Below are 20,413 nucleotides of genomic sequence, written 5' to 3' on the forward strand. Positions count from 1 at the left end.
TTGTACAAGGCTCAGCCCTTTAAGCTTCAGCCTGATGTCGGAGCCATCGAGTGGCCAAGACGCTTTTCATTGCGGTGTTGTCGAGGCAGTTGTCGTTGCGTGAATGCTGCGGCTTTCAAGCATGCCGTTGCAGGCTCGCGTGACCGCACTCAAACCAATGATCTGTTGTTGACAGGCCTAGGCGATGCGTTTTGCTGGATCGGAGAGGGAATATGGGCAGCACCGGAGAGTTGGCCGAACAAGCAGGGCGTCCTAATAGCGAGGGCGGCCCGCACCGCATCTCAGACGCAATGTCGGACCAGCAGAAGACGCGCGAGGCGACGCTTGCCAGCGCCGACGCGTTGGTCGCCCGCGACGGCAATCTCGGCGGATTTTCGGATTCAGAGTTGGCCGATTTTGTGAACGACTTCAGCAGATGGCCGGACCAGCAGAAGACGTGTGAAGCAACCGTTGCCATCGCCGGCGCGGTGCTTGCCCGCGACGGCAATCTCGACGGATTTTCGGATTCAGAGTTGGCCGGTTTGGTGCACGGCTTCAGCAGATGGCCGGACCAGCAGAAGACGCGTGAAGCGACGCTTGCCATAGCCGGCGCGGTGGTTGCCCGCGACGGATTCTCGGATCAAGAATTGGCCAATCTGGTGAACGGTTTCGGCAAGTGGCCGGAAGAAGAAAAAGCACGCAAGGCGATCGTTGCCATCGCCGGCGAGCTCGGTTCCAAGGGCCGTCGCTTCAGGACTTTCAGCACGCCTGCGCTAGTCAGGATCGCCAACGGTCTGTCGCGGTGTATCGAGGAGGGAGAGACCGCCGGCGAGGCCGCCGAACCGGCCTTGCTGAAGGACCGCCTGCATCAGCTGGCGCGCTACCTCCAGCATGCCGAGGATCGGCTGCAGCAGGCCGATGTCCATGCGATCGCGAGTATATTCAAGGCGTTGGGCAAGGCGCAATTGTTGGACGATCTCGGGGTGCTGACACAGCCGGGGCTGGATAGGCTCGAGGTGTTACGTGCCGCTCCCGGGTTTAAGCTCGACAACAACCTCGAGACGATGGGCAATCTTTGCGCCTCCCTGCTGCCACTGGCTCGCAGCCCGAAGCCGGCGTTGCGCTGGCACCGCAGGTCGGCGCTGAACCTGCTCAACGCCATCCAGCCGGTGGTGGAACACAAGATCGATGCCCATCTCAAAGCAGGCCAGGCCGAGCGCACCAGCGGCGCCAATGCAAGCCGCTGCCCGGCGCTTTCGATCCATGAGGTGCTTAAGACCCGGGCGGTGCTGGAGAACCTCTACCGGCTGCCCTATGTCGAGGGCGACACGCTAGCCTTGAAGCGCAGGCGGAAAGAGCTGCATGGCAAGACCAGGCAGATACTGAAGAGCGCCCGCACCCTCATCGACGCCGGCCGTTCCTACAGAAGCTGGAACGTGATCGCCGAGATCGAGGCGAAGGAGCCGCTCGAAGCGCTCGACACCTTCATGGCGCAGAACGCATCGATGATCCAGGCCCAGCATGCAGCCGCCAGCTTCGATGTCCATCGGGTCCTTCAGGCCATGGACCAAGAGCCGAGACCGCCGCAAGGCGATGCCGGACTGATGCGGCTGCCGGTGGTCGACATGCAAGGCCGGCCGCTGGCCAGCGAAGCCGAGTTGCGCTATTCCACTTTCCACCGCTTGACCTCGGGCGCGGTGAAGGTGGTGGCGGTGCAGCTAAAGGGAACTCCGACTGCCGCCATGCTGACACGCACGGTCGCCGTGGAGGGCGTGCCCTACCGCATGGACCTGTTCGGCGGCAGCAAACTGAAGCCGCCGAAAAAGAGCCTGAACCAGCTTGCCTCTCAGCTGCCCTTCACGGCCGAAGAGGCCCCGAGCGGCAAGCTTTTGGCGATCCCCTATGCCGAGACGGCTCCGGGTACGGCCTTTGAGCAGCTGTCGCGGGACTGGGCGCCGTTCAAGGAAGCCTATTACTATACCCAGCGCCGCGGATTTGCTGCGCCGCCGGGCATCCCCGACGTTGGCCCGCATGATTATGCGCTGGAAGGGTGCTTCAAGCTGTCCCTTCTGCCCGACCGCCCCGCAGGCGCAGTGCATCCCTTCCGGTTGGAGGGGCGAGACGGCGAGATCGCCTTGCGGCCGCATGACGGCTGCGGCTTCATCAGGGCGTCGCTGGCCGAGCGCATGCCGTCCATTGCCCGAGCTCGCCACGACGCTCCCGAGCGGATACCTGCCTATGCCGATAAAAGGCAATCGGCGGTACCGCCCTCGGCGCTGCAACATTATCCGCGCAGCGTCGAGGTGGCACAGGAGACCCGCGAGAAGGCTCTGGCATGGCTCGAAACCCATCAAAGCCTCACCGCCGAGGAGCTGTTCCGGACGGTCACGGGCGGGCATATCGAGGGTTCGAGCGCTATCGCCGTGCCGTCCAGCGACGAATGCCTGCATGTGCCGACGGGCAAGAGCAAGACCTTGACCCGTGACGCTGGCGTGCTTGTCGGACGCTCCCCCTACGACAAGCCCAACCTGCGCCCGTTCGCCGCCGACCGGGTCAGGTCGGCGCGCGATGGCGATCGGACCGCGGCGTTCCTGGATCGGTGCGTGGCCTTCCAATACAGCTTCAACGTCGCGCACAGGTCGGGGGCTAGGCTTGCCGCCGACGATCCGACCTTCTTTGCCAAAGGCGTCTTGATCGTTGTGCCCGACGAAATGTGGCCGGCGGACTTCGCCGAGCGCGGGGTGGTGATGTCTGCCGAGGACGTAAAGTGCCATTCGCACTGGCTGGAGGAAAAGGACCGGGTCAAGGCCGACACCGCGCTCGAGTGCGTCGGCATCCTGCAGGCGACGGAGGTGATCGCGCCCGGCTCTTTGGTTGCGGTTCCGAGCGCCGAACAAAAAATGCTCGACGGCGATTTTGACGGCGACAGCGTCGTCATCATCGGCGACCACCCTCGCCTTTACGAGCATGTGCGCCAGTTCGACGCGCAGCTGCAGGCGCGCGGCATCGCCTCGATGAAGCCGCCGAAGTCGCACACACCGGCCATTGAGAAAGGCGGCTACCAGTTCAGCCGGTCCAAGCAGATCCTGTCGACCACCGGGCTGGTGCTGGAGACCTACAGCTGCCTGCAGCGCAATCTGCTGGCGCAGCCGCTGGAGGCGCAACGCTGGTTTGCCGAGCGTGCCATCTTCGGCACCTACGAGGGCATTCATCAAGAGCTCAAGGCCGACATCCGCGCACTGTTGCAGGAAGATCGGCCGGATGGCCAGACCCTCCATGAGCTGATCGCCAGGGCGGGGGAAGACAGCAAGGCCGCCAGGCATCCGGTGGCCTGCGAACTGGCCACGTTGCTGGTGGCCGAGCTTCAGGATTGGAACCTGCAGCTCAATAGCGAGCCGGCTCATGAGCAGTCGGACGTCAAGCAGCAGTTAGCGCGATCCGTGGCCTCAACCGGCGCGAATCCTGCCGTCAGCGCCGACGCCGGCGCGCTCTTCCCGAAACTCCGAGAATCCTATCCGGCAACCGCTGACGCCAGGAAGCGCATCGACTTCCTGCTCAACCACTACCAGCCGCGCATTGATCCGCGACCCGACGGCTACAACCCGCACGATCTGCATGAAAGCGCCCTCAATCTGTTGAGCGTCGGCATCAAGGTCGGCACGGACGCCTACAAGTCCGATACCGGTGCGCGGGTGTTCATGCAAAAAGCCACCGAATTGCAGCGGCTATTGGAGCTGAGGCCGAGCTTCAAGTCGGCGCCCTATGTCAAGGCGCAGGCGGCAAAGCTCCACCAGGGCCGGTTCGAGGTCGATGACAGCCTGGCGGATCTGAAGGACAACCCCACGCTGGCGGCCTCGGTCATGGAGACCTCGATCAGACTCGCCGTCGAAACCCGCATTCTGCCCAGCGCCATAGCAATCTCGGCCGACGACGACCCCGCCAGCAGGATAACGCTGAGCAGCGAACAGGCCCTGGAGCGCGCCAGGCTCGAAGCCGCCCCCGCCGAAGCGCAAGAAAGCGCGATTACCGAAACTGTGCATGCGGTTGCCGAGCTTTTGCGGCAGGACGGCATCGAGGTGAAGGTGCCGCATCTTGACCAACGGTCGCGCGGGCATGTCTGGATAGCCGACGAATTGACCGGCCAGAGCGTGAGCGCGGCGCCGGAGGCCCAACTGGTCACCAATGCCGTGCGCCATATCTTCGAGATCCCCGACGAGACATTTACGCGCGCCTTCAGGAAGGCGGCACTGGCCTTCGAGGAGCGGGACTGTAGCGAGGTCGAGACCACCAACTGGTTCATCAGGATGGACACGCCGCGGTTACGCGGCGTGCACACGGCGTTCAGAACCGCGCAGAACTATCGCTTCGAGGTCGAGTTCCATACGCCGGCCAGTTACCGGGCCGATCTCGCGCAGCGCGCGCAGAGCGAATGCGAGATGGTCCCCATTCCCCGTGGTGCCTGGGAGATATTACACTGGGGCTCGTCAGCAGAAAGCAGGTCGAGGGCGGCAGGTACCTCCAGGTCGCTCACCGTCGCAAGACAACAGATTGCGCTCGCTCGCTCGCCGCAAGCCGGCGAGATCGTCGCGGCCCTCGGCACGCGGCCGGTGGTGCTCGTCGGCATGCCGGCGAGCGGCAAGTCGAGCATCGGCCCCCAGCTTGCCAAGGAGCTGGGGGTGGAGTTTGTCGACATCGATAAGCTTATCGTCAAAAGGCACGGCAATATTGCGGATATATTCAAGCGCAGTGGCGAGCTGTGCTTCAGGGAGCTGGAGGCTAGAGAGCTCGCCGAGCAGCTGAAGAAAGGGCCCATGGTCATCGCAACCGGCGGCGGCGGCTTTGTCAAGCAGCACAATCGAGAACTGATCCGCGAGAAGGCGGTGTCGATCTGGCTCAATACCGACCTGCAAGAGATCGGCAGGCGTCTCAGGGGCGACACCAGCCGGCCGCTGCTACAAGGCCCCGACAAACAGCAGCAGCTCGAAAACATGTTAGAAGAGCGCCGGCCAGACTACCAACAGGCCGATATCAGGGTGGTCCCGCCCTTTAAAAAAGACAAGAAGAACGCCGGCACTTGCGTGAAGGAGCTCTACGCTTTCCTGTGCAGCAGGGAGAGAGAAGCCGCCCTGACGCCCGCTGCCGAGATATCAGATGTCTCTGGTGCTTCCGGCTCCGCCATCGACTTGCCTCCGACAGCACAGCGCATGCGCGACGATCATGACAACCGCTATGATCGCGGGGCCGGCGTCGTGGTAACCATCCAGGCGCTGGCGGCACCAATGAGTGAAGGTGAACTGCCGCCGCCCCGCGACACCCTCACCGCCGACCCGCAGTCTTTGCTGGCCGGCAACAACCCACGAGCGGATTTAGCGTCTTCCACGAGAAGCAGAGAACGCTCAAGTCCAGGACGATAAAGCTTTAAGTGGCACAAGGGTTCTTTCGCAGGTTTGGTGCAGAGCGTGCGGGTACGCCGCCGAATGCTAATAAAAGCGGGAATCGCATGCATAAAGTCGTCAGAAGTAGGACGATTCCGGGCGAGGATTTCGAATGACTCACAGGAACTGGCTGACAACGGGCGCAATTTGCGCGGCGATCGCCTTTGTCGTCGCCACAGGCGCTTTCTTCCATTCGCAGCAACCGGCTTCGGCCGACAGCCGGGCGATGATCCTTGCCGTCGACCCGCAGCCGCTGGTCGTGGTGACGAAAGGCGGCGGACGCTCATTTTCCGTCGAAATCGCCGACACCTCGGCCGAGCGCGACGCCGGCCTGATGTTTCGCGATGAGATGGCCGACGACCATGGCATGCTGTTCGTGTTCGAGGAGCCTCGGGACGTCAGCTTCTGGATGAAGAACACGCCGGTGCCGCTCGACCTGATCTTTGTCGGCCAGGACGGCAGGATCCGGGCGATCAAGCAAGGCAAGCCGCAATCGGAGGCGATGATCTCGCCCAGCGAGCCGGCTCGCTTCGTGCTCGAGCTCAAGGCAGGCACGGCAGCCAGGAGCGGCATCGCGGACGGCGATTTGTTGCGTCACCCGGCAATCGGCACTGCACCCAACTGAACGCGCAGGATCGATCGCAGATGCAGTTTTTCTCCCATGACGGGTCGGAACAAGAACTGTTCCCAGCGACACGCCAAGATCGAACGGAGCATGAACGTTGTGCGGCGTGGCGTAACCGAGCCGGGGTCGAGCGATCGGAAGCCTTCAGGTACCTCATGTTCTGTATCCCAGGTGTAGATTCCGGTCAGATTGATTTGTTCCGAGCTCAGCGGCGAGACGTGATTGGGCAACATCCAGAGTCTCGGGATGCATTCTCGCAAGTGGGTGACGGCCCGTTCGATATAGACCGCGTTCCAATTCACGATCGCACTAACGAGGCCCGGAGGCGCGCAAGGCCTGGCTTTCGAATGATCGGTCGCGGATTTCACCGCGTTCGTGGAACAAGACGGCGCCCTTCAGTTTATGCGCAGCTTCGCCTTGCTGAGCCCAGCTTGGCAGCGCCGACGCAACATCGGACTTGAGTATCACTCGTGTGAAGAGCGAGCGCTCGATCTTATCGAGTTCCCGTAGCGCCCTTGCGAGCTGGACGCGGACAGGTTCCTCAGGATCGTAGACGCACCACGGACCGCGTTGTGATCGACGCCGCCAGATGGAGCAGATCGTCCCATTGGTGGAGAATCAGAGTGGTGTTAATCGGCGCCCCGATGTGGTTCGACAGCGCCGGATAGCATCGCCCTTCTCGAACATGTGGAACTTCCGATCTTTTTTGGGCGTCGCGGTGCGAACCGATTGCAGATCAGCGAACAGCCCGAAGACGTGATCACTCGCACCGCCCGTATCAGTAAAGTCTTCTGGATATCGAGGGACCGTGATCGAATGGCCCATCGAGCACATAGGGTCCGCCTCGTTTTCGGTCGGACTGATGAGCAGAATGGGCGCAACAAGGCAGGATGGTCTGCGAACAGTTCGGTTGAGCCGTCGGCGGCAAGCAGTGTAACAGATCCTTCAAAGAAATTGATAGACTCTTAGCAACTCCCGCCGCCCATGCTAACGACATAGACTCATTGAAAGCCGTCTCGTTGGCCTTCTTCTTGTTGGAGCTGACTTGGGAAGCATCCCGATCCGTGTTGATGGTGTAGCCATCCATATGAAGCCTCGCCGTCCACCCCCACGGCCCAATCACCACGATCGGGCAAGCTGCGATGACAAAGGCTTAGTTAATCCATTGAGCATCTCACGCTTCCTCCAAGTCGCCGACGACAACAATGGCATCAAGGTTTCGTAGCGCCTCGCCATCTCGACAGGTCAAGGAGTTCGGACATGAAGCGCATTTCAAGGCTGGGCCACAACCGGGGAGAGGTTGTTGGGCCGAGATCGCGCGACGAGTTTCAGCGTTCGCTAAAGATCACGCCAGGCGGAAGCATGCGTGCTGCGCCTTTCTTCGCTCCACACCCGCCCTACGCTGTGTCAGGAGCGGGCTGCTGGATCACCGACGCGGACGGCAGGAAGATCTTCGACTGCGAAAACAATTTCTTCTCGCTCGTTCACGGCCATGCCTTTCCGCCGGTGATTGAGGCGCTGCACAAGGTCCTGGACGACGGGACCGCATTCGGGCTCCCGACCACAAGCGAGACCAGGCTTGCGGAAGCACTCACGACGCGTTCGCCGAAGCTTGAGCAGGTCCGCTTTACGAGTTCCGGCACCGAGGCCGTCATCTTCGCTGTCAAGGCCGCTCGCGCTGTTACAGGGCGCCCTATGATTGCCAAGTTCGAGGGCGCATATCACGGCGCCTATGACTATGTGGAAGTGAGCCTTGATTCTGCACCAAACAACTGGGGCAATTCGTCGCCTAACAGTGTGCTCTACGCCAGTGGAACTCCCCCCTCCACCGCCGCGGATGTCCTTGTCCTTCCTTACAACGAGCCCAAGTCGTGCAGAGAGCTCATCCGTAAACACCATGAGCGTCTCGCCGCGATCCTTTTCGATCCAGTTGCTTCCCGCGTGGGCCTGGTTCCGATAGAGGCGGATTTGCGGGATGTGATCCAGGATTGCTGTCACCGCTACGGTATCCTGCTTGTGGTTGACGAGGTCGTTTCCTATCGCGTCGGTTTCCGCGGAGCCCATGACGTCTTCGGCGTTGAGCCTGATCTGGTTGCTTTGGGCAAGATCATCGGCGGAGGTTTGCCCGTTGGGGCCGTAGCGGGGCTTGCGTCGCACATGGCAGTCTTCGATCACACCAATGGTAAACCAGCCGTCTCCCACGGCGGCACGTTCAGCGCCAACCCGCTCAGCATGACAGCTGGGCTGGCGGCACTGCAATCATACACGAAGGATGCCGTGGTCCGCCTTAACCAGATGGGCGACACGCTTCGCAGTGATGTCACCGAGCAACTCAGAAGGCGCGAACTCCCCGCGCAAGTTGCCGGCATGAGCTCCCTCTTTCGGCTCCACCTAAAGGCTGAAGTTGTCCGAAACTACCGGACCTCGTTCCCAAGCGTCTTGCAGAAGGCTGCGCTGGCAAAGGTGCACCGTGCAATGCTGGAACGGGGTTTTCTGATGACGCCGAATTGCTCTGGCGCGCTGTCGACCCCGATGAGCGAGACCAATATCCAAGATCTAGCCGCAGCGCTCGTGGATGCCGTCCATGAAGTTTGGAAGCAATCTCCGTGGGACTGATCGAACAAACGGTGGAACGCAGTCGCGGCAGCGCTCGCTCGGCGGCCCCGCGGACATGGGACGAGGTCCGAGGGGAAATGAATAACCACCCAATCAAATAGCCGGCGATGTCGTTGGTCTTTGAAGCAACTTCGCGGACCATCTGCTTTACACTCGCCGGCATTTCGGTAATTCCGCGCACATCTTGCCGGCGAGCATGATCCCGCCGATGGTCTCAGGCACAGCGCTTATAGCGACCGTGCCCTCCCGGCTGGTTGAGCTTTTCAAGTCTTCCCACTAAGATCATCTAACTTCCGCTGCGCTTCCCGCATTTACCGAGGCGCTGCAATGGCCCGCCCTTCACAACAGTGATGTGGCAAGCGTCTGGGGAGGCTTCTCTAACGACTTCTCCGCGGGACGCTAAAAAAGGTCGCATGCCCTGATTGATACCGCGTCTCACGCCGCCACTCGCGTCAATAGCCCGTGTCGGACGAGATCGATGCTCGCGGCAAGCGCGCCTGCGAGGTCGTCCTGCGGGTCGGCTGCGCCCAGAAAAGGAGCGAATGAAAAGGGTCCCCCATAGCCGCCATCAAGCAGCGCCCGGATCTGGCTGCCATTGTCTGAACCGACTAGGACGCGATCCGGGTAGATCCAGTGGATCGGATCGTTCACGCTTGAAATGTGCACGAGACCGGTCAGTTCGCAGGAGAAGAATGGCTCCCCGGCGAGCGTGTGATGAAATGTGTCGTGCACGAGCCGGAAGACGGACTGGCCATCAATGGCGGCGATGGCCTTAGCCGCTTCGTTCTTCGATCGAAGCGAGCAGGTCTGGAAGCCCAGCGGCTCGATGAGACCGATCAAGCCGCGCGACTGGAGGATCGGCTTGAGAGCCTTCAAGGCAAAGCGGAGATCGCCCCTGCGCTCGCCATTGGCGGGCCAGGAGCCGTCGTTGACCGGCATTAGCATGAGCGTCTTGGCTCCGCAGGCCGCCGCATAATCGGCGAGCTTGTTCGCCTCGGTCTTGCGGGCGGGTGTCCACTCGTTGAAGCGCTGCAAGGCATTGATGGAAATGATCCCAACGCCTACTTCGGCGGCGGCAGCCCGGACGTCCGCCGCCGGCATACCGCGTGCAATAGCATTGCTGTACGGTTGGCTGCGGATCTGGACATCGGTCAGGCCCTGGTCACGGGCAACAGCGAAAAGTGCCCTGACGTCGAGTCCGGGCGTCGCCATTTGGTCGAGTACAAAGCGGGGCGCTGCTTGGCGCATGGCTTGGCTTTCCTTCAAATTTTCCGCGACCCTATTGCGACACTTGAATTAAGACAAACGATTAGATCAGATGTTTTTCATCTGAAAAGGAGATGGCTGATAAACAACGCCGAACTCAGGTTTTTCCAGGCGGGTTTGAGAGCAAACACACGGATTGGAGCACAATGGCTGGCCATGGTGCTTCGCTTGCGCGTGCCATGCGGCCAAACTCATTGTAAGACGCTTGAGGTCAGCACTGCTGCTCTTCAGACCGAGGTCCAACAAGCAAATCAAGATCAGTAAGTGTGACTGTCGTCGAAGGTGCCCCGCAGCAGCCGAGTGCCCAACTGTGGGATGCCTCTAGTTTGCACACGATGCTCGCACGATGGGGCCGGGACAAGAGCTGCAAAAGATTTACGAGGCATTTTGCAACCGGAGGCAGCTATGGTTGATTTGATGATGATTCCTCCACCCAGGCTTCAGCGGACGCCCCGTGGCGGCGCCAAACGCTCAGTAGCTGCAGCGCCGGCGGGCACGCGCGACTGCCAATCCGGCCGGCTTTGCCGGCCGAGCGAGCGCTGTTGGACGCGCAGGCTATTCGCCGTTGGACTTTAGGAAGGCGACCGTCGCTAAGATCAGCTTGTCCACGGTCTTGGCACTCCGTTCAACGCCGAAACCATGATCAACGGGTTCAGCCCACAGTTCTTCCGGACCGTCGTGATAAGCGAGCAACGACTTGGCGAGAACGGGTTGGGGAAAGACGATGCTATCGCGCGTGCCGACCGCGAGGAACAGCGGCCCCTTGTAGCGCGAGATTTCGCCGGCAGGCTGCACCGCGTAGAGGCTCTCGAAAAAGCGGCCTTTCAATGGAATTTCCTTCCCATCTCCGACGCGCTTGGCCGGATAGACTTTATCGCCCACCGTCACAGCTTCCGCCATCTGCTTCTCGCCAAATATGGAGATGAACGCTGCCGGAAGATTGATGCCGGGGTTCCAGAGCACGACAGACTTTAAAGGCGTTTTCGTCCGGCCGGCAACTGCTGTCGTGACCGCACCGCCCAGGCTCATTCCCATCAGCGAAATGCGTTTGGCGTCGACGCCGTCATTCGTCGATAGGAAGTCGAGTGCGGCTTGTGCGTCCGTTATCTCGGTTTCGACGGTCATGTCTGCGAATTTGCCGTCACTCTCGCCGCTGCCTCGAAAATCGATCCGAAGCGAAGCGATACCATTCTTTGCGAGCACCGGCGCGGCACGCCCGAACAGGCCTTCCTTCACTGCCTGCGAACTCCATTCGTTGCGGCTGCCGGTGAAACCGTGAAGCATCAGGATGACGGGAGGATTCGCGACATCATCCGGCGTGACCATTGTGCCTACGATTGTCTGGCCTCCGACTTGGAACTTGATGATGGCCTCCTTGGCTTGCGCCGAAACTAAAAAAGTTGTCATCAGCATTCCCAGTGATGCTGCAACGGTTCGGTGTAGTTGTTTCATAGCTCACTCCCTGTTGTTCGGATTTGCGCGGCCGGTCAAAGCTATTGGCGCGGCCGTATCGGACTGGTATTAGTTGTTGACTTATTTTTCCGCCGCGATGCCTAATTTCCGCGAAGCTCGCTGGTTAGGAATTGAGCTCGACCAAGGCCGAAGGACCAATCCGCGTCACCATTTTCTACGATACTGACCACAACATCTGCAGGGTCGATCGCACACACATCCAAAAGCCCTCTTGCAACGAAACGATAGAAGGCCTGTTTGTTGTCAGTTGACCGTGCTCGCGAGATCACCTCGATAATGATCAGCCTGTCACTGCGAAAAAGGTCGAGACCGGTATCCTCGGCGCGCATATGCGCTCTCTCGTGTTCGATCAGGATCTGATAACGATCGGCGGGTGGCACATGGAAAGCCCTGACCACCGCCTCATGGATGCAGTCGAGGATATTTTCCTTCTCACCAGGCGATCGGCCCTTCAGAAGGTTAATTTTTACCAGCGGCATGGCTCGTCCTCGGCAATGGAAAAGAGGGCGGGGACGCGCACTCGGCGTCCCAGTGAAGATTTCAGATTGCTCTCGCAGGTAGGCCGGTTGGGGCAGCCTCGGGCTCTCCAGCCATCGCGCAGGGGAACCATAGAACATTTACAACTGCGCTCATGATCGCGATCGCAATGGGATAGGCCAGGCCCGCATAGATGTTGCCCGTGTAGGCAACCAGCGACAGGCTGATGAAGGGAACTAGGCCGCCAAACACGCCTGTGCCGATGTGATAGGGCAGCGAGAGCGAGGTGTAGCGCAATTTCGCCGGGAAGAGCTCGACGAGGAAAGCTGCCATAGGGCCATAGACCAATCCGACGAAAACGAGTTGGGCCACGATCAGCGCTGTTACCAAAACGAAGTTCTGGGCAGCGACGGCGGCGGCAATGCCTTGATAGATTGGAACATAGAACGTGGCTGCCAGAATGAAACCGGTGACAATCAACGGGCGGCGGCCGATCCGGTCGGACAAGGCGCCGAAGAAAACGATGAGGGGCGCTCCGATCATCAAAGCAGCAGCAAGGCAAATGTTCGCTGTCAGGAAGTCAAGTTTCAGCACGCTCTGCATGAAATACAGTGCGTAGAACTGGCCTGTATACCAGACGCACCCCAAGCCGGCGGTCGCCCCGAACAGTGCAAAGGCTGCATAACGCACGCCATGACCGGTGGCGAAACTCTCACGAATTGGGCTCTTTGCGGTCTTCCCGCCTTTGCGAAGCTCCTCGAAGACCGGGGATTCGCTCAGCTTGAGGCGCAGATAAAGGGACAGCACGATCAAAACGGATGATAGCAAGAACGGAATTCTCCAACCCCATTGCTTGAAGAGTTCTTCGCCGAGCGACAGCCGGCACGTAAGCACGACGACAATAGCCAGAAAAAAGCCGACGGTCGCCGTTGTCTGGATAAAGCTCGTGAAGAAACCGCGCCGGTTCGCCGGTACGTGTTCTGCAACGTAAACGGCGGCGCCGCCGTATTCGCCGCCGATCGCCAATCCCTGGATCAGCCGAAGGACCACAAGAGCGATTGGAGCGAAAAATCCCGCTGTCTCAAAGGTTGGCAAGGCGCCGACGAGCGCGGTCGCAATGCCCATCAGAATGAGCGTCATCAAGAACGTGCTCTTACGTCCGACGCGGTCGCCGATGCTGCCGAACAGCAGGGCTCCCAATGGGCGCACGAGGAAGCCTGTGGCAAAGGTAGCGACGCTGATCAGGACAGCTGCCGTCGGTTCATTGGCAGGGTAGAAGAGCGTTGAGAAGAAAATCGCCAGACTTCCGTAAAGATAGAAGTCGTACCATTCGATTACGGTGCCGGCGCTTGATGCTAGGACGACGGTCCAGATACCTGGTTTTTGGGCGGAGTCGCCCCTTTCCTGTAGCTGTTGCATGCTGCAATTCCCCTTTTATGTTTTTTGAAAGCAGTCGGCCCTCTTCTTTAGGGCCGTGGTTGCTCAGCTCGCGATGCGTGATCGAATGCGTAGACGCCAAGTCTTTCGCTTGCCTCGCGCACCGTTCGGCGGACGATGTCCTTCGCCGATGGCAGATCGCTGATGAGGCCCACCGCCTCACCGACAGTCACGTTGGCCGTGTCATAGTCGCCAGAGGCCCATGCCGCCTCGACTTTCGACAATTCTTCGGAACGCAGCGTGCGCAGCTCTTCTTCCCGCCCGTGCCACTTGTCGACGAAGCCGTTTTTGAGCAGTCGGCCGGTATAGCCAGCCGGCCAAGCCTTCTGACGAACAATATCGTAGACGGAAGTCCGGATTGTCTCGTCGCCAGAGGCAGCGACTACCTTGTCCTTGGCTGCCGGATGAATGAGCGACTCTCGCGTAGCCCAGAACCTGGTTCCCATCAGGATCCCGTCGGCTCCGAGCATCAGCGAAGCGGCCAGGCCCCTACCGTCTGCAATGCCGCCTGCCGCCACGACAATGACAGAAGGCGAAATCTTTGACACCAGATCCACGACTGCTGGAACGAAGGGCATGGTTGACCGCGCGACCAAGCCATGGCCACCGGCCTCGGTCCCCTGAACTATAAGAACGTCGGCGCCAATGTCGATTGCGCGCCGGGCATGTTCGAGTGTGTGGATCATGCAAATCAGCGGAACATCCGCCTGCCTGACCCGTGCCGCGAGTTTCGCCGGATCCGAAAACGAAAGCATCATCGCGGACGGACGCTCCGCAAGTGCGCGGTCAAACAGATCAAGGTCGGCTTCGACTGCCCAGGCGATGAACCCGCAACCAACGCGTTCATTGGTGATAAGCGACGACTCTGTTTCGTACCATTGACGATCAGCATATCCCCCACCCAACAGGCCCAGACCACCGGCGTCAGCGACGGCGGAGGCAAGCGCGCCACCGGCGGCCGGTGTCATCGGGGCAAGGATGATGGGATGCTCGATTTTGAAAAATTCTGTCAGACGCGTTCGTATCGTCATCTGTACGTCTCCCCAGCTTGAGGAAGTTCCCGGAGCTTTTTTTGACGCTATTGCGACACTTGACTTAAGACAAACGATTAGGTCAGATGTTTTTCATCTGAAAAGGAGATGGCTGATGAACAGCGCCGACCTCAGGTTTTTCCAGGCGGTTGTGAGAGCAAACAGTATCGGAGGGGCTGCCGGTGTACTCAACACGGTGCAATCCAACGTCACCGCGAGAATAAAATCGCTTGAGGACGAAATCGGTGCTCCGCTTTTTCATCGCTCCAGGCGAGGGGTCACACTGACAGCCACCGGCATTCAGCTCGTTCCCTATGCCGAGCGCGTCGGAGAGCTTCTGGACGAAGCCAAGCGCGTCGTCACAGACCGCGGTACGCCGAGCGGTTTGCTCAGGATCGGCTCGATGGAGACCACTGCAGCGCTTCGCCTTCCGCCGATCCTGATCCGCTATGCTGCAGAATATCCAGAGGTCGACGTACTGGTGGAGGCTGCCCCGACGGAAAAGCTCGTCAGCGAGGTCGTCGCACGCAAACTGGATGGCGCGTTCGTCTCCGGCCCTATCGTTCATTCCGAACTGAAGAGCCTGTCAATCATCGAAGAGGAGCTCGTTGTGATCTCCTCGCCTAGGTTTCGCGAGCTTTCGGATCTGAGGGCCTTGGCCGCATCACCGGCTCTGAAGGTCCTCGCCTTTCGATCGGGCTGTTCCTACCGCCGGCGTATGGACATGTTCCTGGCGGCGTGTGGGGTGACGCATGGCCGCTGGATGGAACTCGGAACAATGGACGGGATCATCGGCTGCGTCGCCGCCGGGGTAGGGATGGCCATGCTACCTCTGGGGGTCGTTCAGGATGCGGCAGCCGACGGACAGGTCATCATACACCAGCTACCTGATAACCTGCGGTCGGCGCCGACTGTTTTTGTGACGCGGAGCGACGAGTATCTCTCCGCGGCACTTCGGGCTTTCATGACGGTGGCGTCTGAAACCCATTCACGGCCTCAGCCGGCAAGACTAGAGCCGGTGCGGAAACTGCAGCGGGCTTAGGAAAGGTGGAACAAAAACAAGGGGTCAGTCGGGTGCAAGCGTCGGCGAATCTTGTTGGCAGCTCGTATGTCCGTTTGCTCAGAAATCGCCCACGATGCTGGAGTGAACAATGGCAGGCCAAGTGCTCCGCTTGCGCGTGCCATGCGGCCCAAACTCATTTCGCCATTCGGTTAAGGAGCTTGACGTCAGCACTGCTGCTCTTAGATTCGCGGTTCAACAATCAATCGAGATCAGTATGTGACTCTGGTGGAAGGTGACCCGCAGCAGCCTGTGAATAGCCGTAGCCAAGGCTGACGTCTGTGCCGCCCAGTGGACCCGCAACTCGGCCTCACCATGGTATTGATGCGAAGCTGCACCAGCTTCACGCGAGCGGTACCGGCCGTTCGATCCCGGCAGCGCTGTCCACGATCAGGTAGAACGGATCGAGTCAGAACGCCAGCATTCCGATCACGGGAGTGGACGGGACGCTTCGAGCATTCCCGAACCAAGCTTCGACCGGCTTCGCGCCATGCCCGCGGCATCCGCCGCCTTGGCGACCGCCGTGTCACAAGCACGGCGTCAAAGCCGAGCTCCATGACGATGGCAGCATGCGAAGGCGCATCGAGCGCAGCGCCTCATATAACCGGCCCGCGCTCACCACGGCGGCATCAGCACCTTGCGCTTCCAGCACCCGCTCGGCGAGGATAGGCCGCCGATGACTGGCAGGGGATTACCGCAAAGCCGTCTTCACACAGGATGCGCGCGGCCCTGACAAGGCCGGACATGTCCGCTTCCAACGTTACTTCGAGCTTGGTCCAGCTCGTGCCGAACTCTCGCGGTGCCATGTTCGCGGTGGTGTCCGCTCTTCCTTGACGGAGTTGCAGCCAGCAGTCCCGGCGGATTGAAGCGGCGCAAACAAGCACGTGGCTGGATCGGGTTGCAGTGAATGCGGCCGTTACGTTGCCGAAAAGGGATGAATGCAGACAAGGGCGAAGGCGTGGATCACGGAGACGACGAAAGCGTCAACTTTTTGGGTAGGCCCTGATCCAACGCAACTCCAGAAACAACTTTCATAGACTTGAGCGCAGGGGCTCTACGATCCTTGTCGATAAGGGCTTTCTAGCCCATCCATGGCATGGATGCATCCAATCCAAACAACCAAGTTTACCGGCCGGTCATGATGCTGCATAGCGAAATACCGGCATGCCCCGATCAATCATCAATGCCTTTGATCATTAGAAGAGCGGGCCAAAGATTCCGATAGAAGAGGAGAACTGTGCATGCCCCTGACCGACTGTGGAGGCCGGACCTCAGAAGGGCCTCACGGCTCTCGTGATAGAGCGAGCTATAGGGTCCGCTAAAATCCGGCAGCCTTGGGTGGCGAGAAACCCCCGTTCTGAGCTCCTGTTTGGGATCGTTCTAGAAATTAGATCGGCCGTTACCGGAGAGAGCGCATATCTGAACTGCAGGTGGCTGAGAGCGATGGCGCATTTAATAGAAGCACTAGCCAACTGCAACATTACACCAGCAAAGCGAAGTCATGAAATTCGGGTCAAGCGGCGTTCGAGGTTTGGATTCGGAATTGGTTGGCGAAGCCAGCGGACTTTATGCCGAAGCTTTCGCTTGGCGTTTGATTTCGAGCGGGGTTCAGCCGAATGGTTCAGTCTTCATAGGCCGCGACCTACGTGACAGCAGTCAGGCAATAGTCAACAATTGCTTGGCGGCGTTGGCTTCAAATGGTTTTCAGCCGATCGATTGCGGCGCCATACCTACGCCTGCCCTGGCACTATATGCACGCAGACACGGCACGGCCGCTCTTATGGTCACCGGGTCGCACATTCCAGCCGATCGCAACGGCATCAAATTCTATGGTCCGAATGGTGAAATCAGCAAGGCGGATGAGGCCGCGATGACGCGCTTTGTAGGCGAAAGGTCAGCTGCATATTGCTTGCCACCGGCCCCTCTGGGAACGACGTGGCCTATGCGCCATGAAGAAGCGATCGGCTGTTATCGAGAGCGCGCCAATGACATACTTGAGCCGGGCTCCCTTTCCGGCATGAGACTTGGTGTCTACCAGCACAGTTCTGTCGCGGCGGAACTGTTGGTACAGGTCCTTCAATCGCTCGGTGCCAGCGTAATCGCGGTCGGGAAAACCGGAACCTTCGTTCCTGTCGATACCGAAGCCGTGGACTCGGCAACAATGTCAAAATTGAAGAAATGGGTCCGCGAATTCGGTCTCGATGCCATCGTGTCGACCGATGCGGACGCTGATCGGCCACTCATCGCTGATGAAAATGGCGATCTCTTTCGCGGCGACCTGATTGGGCTCGCAACGGCTCTCTTCCTGAAGGCAGACACGGTCGTGACGCCAGTGACCTCCAATTCGGGCATCACGAAAGCTCTTGGTTTCGAAGTCCGGAGGTCGAAGGTCGGCTCTCCATTTGTCATCGAAGCCATGGAAGCCTCAGGCGGCGCCGCCGGCATCGTCCTCGGTTTTGAGGCCAATGGCGGTGTTCTGCTAGGCTCGGATTGCACGGTGAACGGGAAGACGCTGACCGCATTGCCGACGCGGGACTCGCTGCTCCCAATCCTAGCTGTTCTCGGTACCCTGGCATCGACAAAGAAGAAGCTGTCGGGACTGCGCGGGTTTTGGAACCTTCCGGCGTGCGCGAGCGAACGCCTTCAAGACTTCACTGCGGAAAGTTCGCGCAGATTGATGGATCGCCTCGCAGACCTCGACGCGTTGCGGCAATTTCTCGCTCCGTTCGGGACCGTAGCCGAAGTCGACGAAACCGACGGCCTCAGGGTTCGGATGAGCACAGATGAGATCATACATCTGCGACCCTCCGGCAATGCACCGGAATTGCGCTGCTATTCGGAAGCTTCAACCGAGAGCAGAGCCACGGCGATCGTCGCCTCGGTGCTGAAAAGGGCATTGGCATCCGCGTCACAGACGATAGGGAGCATTTGATGAAAGTGGTTCCGGTCATTATCAGCGGCGGGGCGGGCTCGCGGCTGTGGCCTGCCTCGAGGCAATCGCATCCCAAGCCTTTCCTCAAGGTGGCGGACGGGCATTCGCTCATTCAGCACACCGTGTTGCGTGCGGTCTCGATAGAGGGGGTCGCCGAACTCGTCACCGTGACCTCCAAGGCCCACCTCTACCTCACGAAAGACGATTTTAACGAGCTGAAGTCTGTTGTGCTGCCGCGCACCTTCCTGCTCGAGCCGGAGGGCCGGGACACGGCCTCCGCTGTCGCCGCGGCGACGATCCACACCAAGGCAACACAGGGTCCGGATGCGATCCTGTGCATTTTTCCGGCGGACCAAATCATCGGCGACCTGTCGGCTTTTCGAAGCGCCATGGGCCGGGCGATAGAGCATGCGCGGCAGGGGCACATCGCTGCCTTGGGCATAAATCCGAACAGGCCGGACACAGCATTCGGCTACATCGAGGCCGATGGCGAAAAAGTCGTCCGTTTCGTCGAGAAGCCGGACATCGAGACAGCCAAATCCTACGTCGCCTCCAAACGTTTCTTTTGGAACGCCGGCATCTTCTGCTTCAAGGCGCAGGTCATGCTCGACGAAATGGCTGCGCATTGCCCAGAGGTGATCGATGCCGTTCTCACTAGCTACGAGAATGCTCGCGTCAGCCACGGCGACCATGTTGCCAGCATCGAACTCTCATCTGAGCACTTCGCCATGGCTCCGCGTATTTCACTCGACCGAGCGGTGATGGAAAAAACCCACAATCTCTCCGTCGTTCCATGCGAAATGGGGTGGAATGACATTGGATCGTGGAACGCAATGGCTGAACTGGTCGCCGCTGACGTGAACGGAAACAGGATTCGCGGCGATGTTCACATGATCGACACCATGCGCAGTTACATAAGCTCGGACAAGAGAGTCATCGGCACCGTCGGTATCAGCGACCTGGTGATCGTGGATTCCCCCGATGCCCTGCTTGTCGCATCCCGCGATAGCGTCCAGGATGTAAAGAAACTCTTCGAGGGACTCAAGGCTGCGGGACATGAAGCACACTTACTTCACAGTACAGTGCACCGGCCCTGGGGCACCTACACGGTTCTGGAGGAAAGCGAGCGCTTCAAGATCAAGCGCATCGAGGTTAACCCTGGCGGACGCTTGAGCCTGCAGATGCACCATCACCGCTCCGAGCACTGGGTCGTGGTCAGCGGCACTGCGAAAATAGTCAACGGCGACCAGGAGCTACTCCTGACCACCAATCAATCCACCTATATCCCGTGCGGTCACAAACACCGGCTCGAGAACCCCGGCAATATCGGCCTGGTGATGATCGAAGTCCAAAGCGGAGAGTATCTCGGCGAAGATGACATCGTGCGGCTTGATGACGTATACGGTCGAGCCTGACAGTCCACTTCTACGGGTCCCAAACAAGTTGGCGCACTCGCGAACGTCTTCTTTTAGCTATATAGGAATCCGCGGAGATGAGGTCTTGATTTAAACGGTGGCGGCCGCCGCATTAGCGGAGCGCCTCCCACGCCGAGATGCCCCCGGCTCGGGCTTTTCGGCATCCTATCTCAACATCGGCCGCCGCTTGACGGCCGGTCTCTGCTTTGGAGGCAAAATGACTGCTTCGCCTTTCGCGCTGCCCGAGACAGTACTTACCGCAATTTCAAACGGAAAACCCGCAATTCAGGCATATCGAGAACATCTTGGCTATTCGACCGAGGAAATCGCCGTGACGAGCGGACTGACGGTAGAGGAGGTCAGGCTGATTGAGTCTGGCCATCCCTCCGACAGGGCATATCGCGATCGGATTGCTCGGGCACTTGGCTTGGCTGAGAGTATCTTCGATGAAATCTCAACCATCCCAAACGCTGCTTGACCTCGCCCTCTGAAGATTACCCGCCGCAGGGGCCGTGAAGAGCATCGCGAAGCCCTTGTGCGTCGCCTTCGGCGGCACGACCAGCGCAGCTTCCGTGCCGCTCCTTCCTAGATCCCAGTTTCGTGCCGAATCCGGGACACCACGACGCCGCGTTCCTTTGGCCGCAGTAGGTCTTCGCAGACATCTCAT

General features: G+C 59.8%; 14 protein-coding genes and 3 pseudogenes. 8 read left to right on the top strand and 9 right to left on the bottom strand.

Annotated elements, in window-relative coordinates; all coding sequences use genetic code 11:
• The first annotated feature begins 212 nt into the window (after positions 1-212).
• Both A4R29_RS04300 and A4R29_RS04305 read left to right on the top strand, forming a co-directional pair.
• A complete protein-coding gene (locus A4R29_RS04300; protein WP_063171270.1) occupies positions 213-5,393 on the top strand; it encodes a shikimate kinase in 5,181 nt (1,726 codons plus the stop codon).
• 133 nt (positions 5,394-5,526) lie between these two features.
• Entirely contained in the window at positions 5,527-6,039 is a 513-nt protein-coding gene (locus A4R29_RS04305) for a DUF192 domain-containing protein (protein WP_063171271.1), read from the top strand.
• Between the two features lie 309 nt (positions 6,040-6,348).
• Here A4R29_RS04305 and A4R29_RS35535 read toward each other — a convergent pair whose 3' ends face one another.
• Positions 6,349-6,507: a hypothetical protein gene (locus tag A4R29_RS35535; RefSeq protein ID WP_366212690.1), complete on the bottom strand. Its 159-nt coding sequence runs from the start codon at positions 6,505-6,507 to the stop codon at positions 6,349-6,351.
• A 73-nt stretch (positions 6,508-6,580) separates the two neighbouring features.
• Positions 6,581-6,769 carry a Tn3 family transposase gene (locus A4R29_RS35435; protein ID WP_338039880.1) on the bottom strand — a complete coding sequence of 63 codons (189 nt, stop codon included), beginning with the start codon at positions 6,767-6,769 and terminating at the stop codon, positions 6,581-6,583.
• 530 nt (positions 6,770-7,299) lie between these two features.
• Between A4R29_RS35435 and A4R29_RS04310 the strand changes: the two genes are divergently transcribed.
• A complete protein-coding gene (locus tag A4R29_RS04310; RefSeq protein ID WP_063171272.1) occupies positions 7,300-8,655 on the top strand; it encodes an aspartate aminotransferase family protein in 1,356 nt (451 codons plus the stop codon).
• 193 nt (positions 8,656-8,848) lie between these two features.
• Positions 8,849-9,077, top strand: a pseudogene (locus A4R29_RS34855) (LysR family transcriptional regulator); the annotation flags it as partial.
• Positions 9,078-9,090: 13 nt separating this feature from the next.
• On the opposite strand, the gene A4R29_RS04315 reads toward A4R29_RS34855, so the two are convergent.
• The 5 genes from A4R29_RS04315 to A4R29_RS04335 all read right to left on the bottom strand — a co-directional run bounded on the left by A4R29_RS04315 (position 9,091) and on the right by A4R29_RS04335 (position 14,339).
• A complete protein-coding gene (locus A4R29_RS04315) occupies positions 9,091-9,903 on the bottom strand; it encodes a TIM barrel protein (protein ID WP_027161672.1) in 813 nt (270 codons plus the stop codon).
• 573 nt (positions 9,904-10,476) lie between these two features.
• The gene (locus A4R29_RS04320) at positions 10,477-11,373 is read right to left on the bottom strand and encodes an alpha/beta hydrolase family protein (protein ID WP_082827299.1); all 897 of its coding nucleotides are present in this window, start codon (positions 11,371-11,373) and stop codon (positions 10,477-10,479) included.
• Between the two features lie 101 nt (positions 11,374-11,474).
• Positions 11,475-11,873, bottom strand: a complete 399-nt coding sequence (locus A4R29_RS04325; protein ID WP_027161670.1) for a tautomerase family protein — start codon at positions 11,871-11,873, stop codon at positions 11,475-11,477.
• 61 nt (positions 11,874-11,934) lie between these two features.
• Positions 11,935-13,290 (bottom strand): MFS transporter, encoded by a 1,356-nt coding sequence (locus A4R29_RS04330; protein ID WP_063171273.1) that lies wholly within the window; start codon positions 13,288-13,290, stop codon positions 11,935-11,937.
• A gap of 47 nt (positions 13,291-13,337) precedes the next feature.
• Positions 13,338-14,339, bottom strand: a complete 1,002-nt coding sequence (locus A4R29_RS04335; protein ID WP_027161668.1) for an NAD(P)H-dependent flavin oxidoreductase — start codon at positions 14,337-14,339, stop codon at positions 13,338-13,340.
• 115 nt (positions 14,340-14,454) lie between these two features.
• Here A4R29_RS04335 and A4R29_RS04340 point away from each other — a divergent pair, with 115 nt between their 5' ends.
• Complete coding sequence (locus tag A4R29_RS04340) at positions 14,455-15,381, top strand: LysR family transcriptional regulator (protein ID WP_027161667.1); 927 nt, start codon at positions 14,455-14,457, stop codon at positions 15,379-15,381.
• Between the two features lie 341 nt (positions 15,382-15,722).
• Here the strand turns inward: A4R29_RS04340 and A4R29_RS35540 are convergent.
• Positions 15,723-15,793, bottom strand: a pseudogene (locus A4R29_RS35540) (thiamine phosphate synthase); the annotation flags it as partial.
• Between the two features lie 15 nt (positions 15,794-15,808).
• Positions 15,809-16,252 (bottom strand): annotated as a pseudogene (locus A4R29_RS35545) (beta/alpha barrel domain-containing protein); the annotation flags it as partial.
• Between the two features lie 648 nt (positions 16,253-16,900).
• Between A4R29_RS35545 and A4R29_RS04345 the strand changes: the two are divergent.
• The 3 genes from A4R29_RS04345 to A4R29_RS32620 all read left to right on the top strand — a co-directional run bounded on the left by A4R29_RS04345 (position 16,901) and on the right by A4R29_RS32620 (position 20,224).
• The gene (locus A4R29_RS04345) at positions 16,901-18,331 is read left to right on the top strand and encodes a phosphomannomutase (RefSeq protein ID WP_063171274.1); all 1,431 of its coding nucleotides are present in this window, start codon (positions 16,901-16,903) and stop codon (positions 18,329-18,331) included.
• A complete protein-coding gene (locus A4R29_RS04350) occupies positions 18,331-19,746 on the top strand; it encodes a mannose-1-phosphate guanylyltransferase/mannose-6-phosphate isomerase (RefSeq protein WP_027161664.1) in 1,416 nt (471 codons plus the stop codon). Before A4R29_RS04345 ends, A4R29_RS04350 begins: the two co-directional genes overlap by 1 nt.
• A 217-nt stretch (positions 19,747-19,963) precedes the next feature.
• Positions 19,964-20,224: a helix-turn-helix domain-containing protein gene (locus A4R29_RS32620; protein ID WP_167355167.1), complete on the top strand. Its 261-nt coding sequence runs from the start codon at positions 19,964-19,966 to the stop codon at positions 20,222-20,224.
• Positions 20,225-20,413: the final 189 nt, after the last annotated feature.

The organism is Mesorhizobium ciceri biovar biserrulae (assembly GCF_001618845.1).
Lineage (GTDB): Bacteria > Pseudomonadota > Alphaproteobacteria > Rhizobiales > Rhizobiaceae > Mesorhizobium > Mesorhizobium ciceri.

Coding starts and splice junctions, on each gene's coding strand:
- A4R29_RS04325 (WP_027161670.1), bottom strand. CDS start 11,873: ATGCCGCTGGTAAAAATTAACCTTCTGAAGGGCCGATCGCCTGGTGAG.
- A4R29_RS04340 (WP_027161667.1), top strand. CDS start 14,455: ATGAACAGCGCCGACCTCAGGTTTTTCCAGGCGGTTGTGAGAGCAAAC.
- A4R29_RS04330 (WP_063171273.1), bottom strand. CDS start 13,290: ATGCAACAGCTACAGGAAAGGGGCGACTCCGCCCAAAAACCAGGTATC.
- A4R29_RS04350 (WP_027161664.1), top strand. CDS start 18,331: ATGAAAGTGGTTCCGGTCATTATCAGCGGCGGGGCGGGCTCGCGGCTG.
- A4R29_RS04345 (WP_063171274.1), top strand. CDS start 16,901: ATGAAATTCGGGTCAAGCGGCGTTCGAGGTTTGGATTCGGAATTGGTT.
- A4R29_RS04320 (WP_082827299.1), bottom strand. CDS start 11,373: ATGAAACAACTACACCGAACCGTTGCAGCATCACTGGGAATGCTGATG.
- A4R29_RS04310 (WP_063171272.1), top strand. CDS start 7,300: ATGAAGCGCATTTCAAGGCTGGGCCACAACCGGGGAGAGGTTGTTGGG.
- A4R29_RS04305 (WP_063171271.1), top strand. CDS start 5,527: ATGACTCACAGGAACTGGCTGACAACGGGCGCAATTTGCGCGGCGATC.
- A4R29_RS04300 (WP_063171270.1), top strand. CDS start 213: ATGGGCAGCACCGGAGAGTTGGCCGAACAAGCAGGGCGTCCTAATAGC.
- A4R29_RS32620 (WP_167355167.1), top strand. CDS start 19,964: ATGACTGCTTCGCCTTTCGCGCTGCCCGAGACAGTACTTACCGCAATT.
- A4R29_RS04315 (WP_027161672.1), bottom strand. CDS start 9,903: ATGCGCCAAGCAGCGCCCCGCTTTGTACTCGACCAAATGGCGACGCCC.
- A4R29_RS04335 (WP_027161668.1), bottom strand. CDS start 14,339: ATGACGATACGAACGCGTCTGACAGAATTTTTCAAAATCGAGCATCCC.